At 46.1% G+C, this 4,195-nt stretch carries 7 protein-coding genes; 3 read left to right on the forward strand and 4 right to left on the reverse strand.

The window, feature by feature from the left end; translation table 11 throughout:
* The 3 genes from Q7V48_06730 to Q7V48_06740 all read left to right on the forward strand — a co-directional run.
* The coding region (locus Q7V48_06730) for a hypothetical protein (protein ID MDO9210429.1) at positions 1-689 on the forward strand (689 nt) is incomplete at its 5' end.
* A gap of 215 nt (positions 690-904) precedes the next feature.
* Positions 905-1,252: a hypothetical protein gene (locus Q7V48_06735; protein MDO9210430.1), complete on the forward strand. Its 348-nt coding sequence runs from the start codon at positions 905-907 to the stop codon at positions 1,250-1,252.
* 14 nt (positions 1,253-1,266) lie between these two features.
* Positions 1,267-1,932 carry a hypothetical protein gene (locus Q7V48_06740; protein MDO9210431.1) on the forward strand — a complete coding sequence of 222 codons (666 nt, stop codon included), beginning with the start codon at positions 1,267-1,269 and terminating at the stop codon, positions 1,930-1,932.
* Between the two features lie 119 nt (positions 1,933-2,051).
* Here the strand turns inward: Q7V48_06740 and Q7V48_06745 are convergent, their stop codons facing one another.
* From Q7V48_06745 to Q7V48_06760, 4 genes are all read right to left on the reverse strand, one after another.
* Positions 2,052-2,261, reverse strand: a complete 210-nt coding sequence (locus tag Q7V48_06745) for a zinc ribbon domain-containing protein (GenBank protein MDO9210432.1) — start codon at positions 2,259-2,261, stop codon at positions 2,052-2,054.
* A 238-nt stretch (positions 2,262-2,499) separates the two neighbouring features.
* Positions 2,500-2,832, reverse strand: coding sequence for a thioredoxin (gene trxA, locus Q7V48_06750; GenBank protein ID MDO9210433.1), 333 nt, complete (start codon positions 2,830-2,832; stop codon positions 2,500-2,502).
* Positions 2,833-3,274: 442 nt separating this feature from the next.
* The gene (locus tag Q7V48_06755) at positions 3,275-3,496 is read right to left on the reverse strand and encodes an NAD(P)H-dependent oxidoreductase (protein MDO9210434.1); all 222 of its coding nucleotides are present in this window, start codon (positions 3,494-3,496) and stop codon (positions 3,275-3,277) included.
* On the reverse strand, positions 3,493-4,032 hold the full coding sequence (locus Q7V48_06760) for an SCP2 sterol-binding domain-containing protein (GenBank protein MDO9210435.1): 540 nt from the start codon (positions 4,030-4,032) through the stop codon (positions 3,493-3,495). Before Q7V48_06760 ends, Q7V48_06755 begins: the two co-directional genes overlap by 4 nt.
* Positions 4,033-4,195 lie beyond the last annotated feature (163 nt).

The following is a 4,195-nucleotide window of genomic DNA, read 5'->3' on the forward strand; positions in this document are numbered from 1 at the left end:
ACCTTTCCTGGGAAAATAAACATACCACTCGTTTCGGGCGCATGGGCTGGTCATTGCCTAGGTTCCAGCGCCATCTCCAGGAACATAGCAAACAACGTGGTAAAGAAATTGTGGAAAATTTAAGGAAGCTGATCCTTCCGGGAAAACCAGAATATCTATTTGTTGCCGCCGAAGAGGGGATGGAGGCGGAGCTAAAAAAGCAATTGCCCACACCTCTAAAAGTGAGAATGGTTCCTCTTGCTGTCTTGGACCTTCATACCCCGGATCATAAATTACTATCCACCGCCTCGGAAGCCCTGCTGGCCATTTCCAAGGAAAAAGCCGAGACTTTTTCAAAGTACATACTGGAGGAGGCTGAACCCTTGGGCCAGGCAACATCTGGTGCCGAAGCAACCTTGAGCGTGTTGCAGAATCATCAAATTGAACGTATGGTTTTCGATGCCCGCTTCAAGGCCACGGGCTGGAGGTGTCCGGCTTGTGATTCTCTCGGTATGGGAGGGGTACCGAGTTCCTGCCCCTATTGCCAGGCAACCATCTTTCCTTCCAACTTGCGCGAGGAAATCTTAGCGAAAGCCCAATCCCAGGGTGTGGACCTTTTTTTTACCGAGAACTTTTCTCGTTTGTTGAAAGCCGGAGGAGTTGCCGCCTTACTTAAATACAAAACCCCTAAAAAAAGCACGGGGCAATAAATAGTAGGAAGATAGGAAAAAGGTTATCCTTGGTTGAAGACCTTGACTTTAAAGCAAGCGATCAAAATTTGATGGCTTCGTAAAAATTCCATATGTCCCGTGCTTCGCGGGATTGCGCGCCTTGCATCTGATGCCTTTTTACGAGATCATCAAATTTTATTTGATAAAAACTGCGGTGACGGATATAATGGATCAAAAATATTAACGGGAAAAAGATGAAACCTGTGCTTATTTGTCTCTTGGGTATTTTCCTTATGACCGGGGGTTGCTATTACACCTTGCGCTCTACGGAGGGGACGAAACTATCCTCGGCCCAGATTCAAGAAATAAAATTAGGCAAGACCACTGAAATGGACCTCTTCAAACTTTTGGGTCCTCCTTCCAAGAAAGAAAGTAAAGTAGACGGAACCCAAGTTCTCCTTTATATCCACTCTCAGACAGAAAGCCCAACCCTCCCCGGGGGATTTGTAATCTATGGTTTTCTCGATAAAGACCGGGAAGAAATCTTTGAGGTCACAATCAAAAACGGAGTCGTTAAAAGTTTCCAATTTATAAAACCGTAAAGAGGAGGAAAAGAATGAAAAGAAATTTGTCAAGTTACTTTTTCGTGATTATTACGCTGCTCGGTCTTTTGTATCTGGCAGGTTGTGCCAGTAGTAAGACCTACCTCCTCCACTTGAGCTACGATACTTCCAAAACACCCCCCTTCCTTAGCGGAGTTTCCCAGCCCGTAACATTGGCTCTCTATAATTTCCAGGATGTTCGGCCCGACCGACTCTACCTGGGGCGTAAAGTCTACCGGAATGGCATGATTGATTTTTTCAAAGCGGATGCTGGAACCGTGGAACAGGTCGTTACGAAGTCCCTCGCCCAGATGTTAGAGAAAGCTGGGTTCAAAGTGACCGTGGTCAACCGTTACCTGGATCCTTCGAAAGACGATTTCAAAGATATCCCTGCCGATGTTGCTTTTGGGGGCAAAATTGAATCTTTATGGGTTGAGGCCAAAAGTGGCGTAGCTACCACAGATACCAATGCCCGGATGAGTATTCGGCTCAACTGGGGTCTGGTTAAAGAAAGGACCTGGGTCAGCAAAACTATTGAAGGAAGCGCCCAGGAATCTGACCGTCCTTTTTACCAACCCAAGCACGCGGAGGCCTTGATCAACGAAGTTTTCAAGGATGGCTTCGATAAAATGCTTAAAGACGAGACCCTGCTCAAGGAAAAACTCTTAAAAACGAGATAACGTAATCGTTTCTTTTCTGTGAACCCGTAAAAGCCAAGGCCAGGATAATTTCTGGTCTTGGCTTTTCAATTCCATTCCCGCGCCTCCGGTCCCGCCTCCGGCGGGGCTCAATTTCACCCTCAGGAAAATCGGCCTGGTTTTGGGCCGCAACCTGCAACCGGCCCGGCTCCCGATTCCTTAAGGCCTCCACAAGAGAAAGAAGAAATCATTCGCTGGATACGGGAATCCCCACACTTGGGACAAAGGATCTTCTGCTCCTTCTCCGCAACCCCGTGAATCATCTCAAAATGATGAGAACATTTTGAACACTGATATTCGTAAATGGGCACGCCCAGCACCTCCTTTCAAAAAACGTAAGTTGAGAGTTGTGAGTTGTTTATTTTAAGGCCTTATCCTAAGGTCATCATCAACCCAATTATCGCACCGAGACCTGTGCTCAAATAAGGGTTGCAAGTGAGGCCTCAAGTGCTACCGATGCTCGAAGAAAGCAGGTTTAGCCCATAGCCAATCGCTGCCCCGATAGTCATTCCCAGAATAATTTTAAGGACCATTGTTTATTAAATCCTTTCACAAAACTTTTTTGACGATGTTTTCCAGCTGGCTTTTAGGCACCGCCCCTACCACCTGTTCAACCACCTTCCCCTCTTTGAACATCATCAAGGTAGGAATGCCCCGGACTCCATAATTCGCCGGCGTTTTGGGATTCTCATCTACATTTACTTTAGCGAATTTGATTTTGCCAGAATATTCTTTGGAAAGCTCTTCGAAAATTGGGCCGATCATCTTGCAGGGTCCACACCAACCGGCCCAGAAATCCACGAATGTAGGTTGCCCCGCTTCCAAGACTTCTTTCTGGAAAGTCGCGTCTGTTACCATGAAAAGATTTCCACCTTCGCTCATCGTCTCTGTCCTCCTAACTTTTAATAAAAGAATTAGCATTAATAATACTAAAATATTTTGCTAACATGAAGATTTAGATGCCTCTTGGGCTAAAAAGGTTCATAGAAATTAAACCATCCTTCCCTTGGTAAGTTTGGCCAAATATGTTATCTTGGATGGGAATGAACGCAAAAACTGGAATTTCGCTTGGTTTAAAAAAAAATAAAGTAATTTATGAAAAATAAAGTAATATCTTTGCTAATTTTAATAATTTTTTTATTTGTTTCTTCTGCCTGTTCTCATTCGCCCAAAAAGGCAATTACCCCGGACCCCAGAGAAGAAATTTCCTCCTCAAAAGAGATCACGCGCTCCCTAAGCCCTCTCCAAGATAACGAACCCTGGTGGAAAAAAGATGAAAACCAATGGTTCTTTGCCTTTCTGATCATCCTGGGAGTAGGCATCTTTACCTCCGCCAGCATGTGGATCGATTACAACGCCGGCGGCCTGTCTGTAAGGGTTTGGAAATAATTCGCCCGAGGAGATAGATCTTAAACATGAGACCATGGGCTAAAGGAGTAATCTCAAACTCTGCTCCTTTGCTGGCTGCTCCTTCCAGGAATTTCTCCAGAACCATCTGCGTATATTTTTTCGGCCTCGGGCTTCCCTGCAAGGCTAAAATTTTCATGATCCCCTCCTCTCCTTGAGCTCCGTCTCTCCTGATTTCTGCCGAGCCCCAAAGAGCTGGGGCATGCGCGACAATAACTTAAAGTCACCCTTCACTTTATACAATCCCTGCATCAAGGCTTTCGGCCGGTCGATCTCGCCCCGGGCAATTTTGACCCAAACGTCTCCAGGAGACTCAATTGTCAGTGTGGGAGCAACAGCTTCTCCCTTCCTAACTTTGCATCGGCCGCCGGCAATGGAAAGCACCCATTTCCCTCCTTCGGGGCCGGAAATATCGAACTGAATTTCAGCCTGGAGGTCCCCCGCAGCAGCAGGATCGAATGCGCTGGGCATTCCCTCGATCAATTTTGCGGCGGAATCAGGAACGGCTGCTGCAGCTTCAGGGCTGACGCGATATTTTCTCTTCAGGTAATAGTCTGGATATTTCTTTGAAAAGACCACCCCGATCCCAACACAAAGAGCGAAAGGGATGACAATGGAATACAGTGGCTTTCCATGCCCCAAATAGCTGGATAGAAAAGCGGCAAAAAAGATCACGCTCCACACATAGGTGATACGGAAACTAAACAACCCTCGACTATAAGTCGAGGGGTTTTATGAAGGGTCGATTCCAAATCGACTATCATCCGTAATCGGTTCGCCTTCTTGCTTTTGAATATACTTTTGTATCAGCTCATCTGTAATATTGCCCGAGCTAACA

Source organism: Deltaproteobacteria bacterium, from assembly GCA_030654105.1.
In the GTDB taxonomy this organism is placed as follows: Bacteria; Desulfobacterota; SM23-61; order SM23-61; family SM23-61; genus JAHJQK01.

Bases quoted from the DNA above. Each gene is read 5' to 3' on its own strand.
- Q7V48_06735 (MDO9210430.1), top strand. From the start codon at position 905: ATGAAACCTGTGCTTATTTGTCTCTTGGGTATTTTCCTTATGACCGGG.
- Q7V48_06740 (MDO9210431.1), top strand. From the start codon at position 1,267: ATGAAAAGAAATTTGTCAAGTTACTTTTTCGTGATTATTACGCTGCTC.
- trxA (MDO9210433.1), bottom strand. From the start codon at position 2,832: ATGAGCGAAGGTGGAAATCTTTTCATGGTAACAGACGCGACTTTCCAG.
- Q7V48_06755 (MDO9210434.1), bottom strand. From the start codon at position 3,496: ATGAAAATTTTAGCCTTGCAGGGAAGCCCGAGGCCGAAAAAATATACG.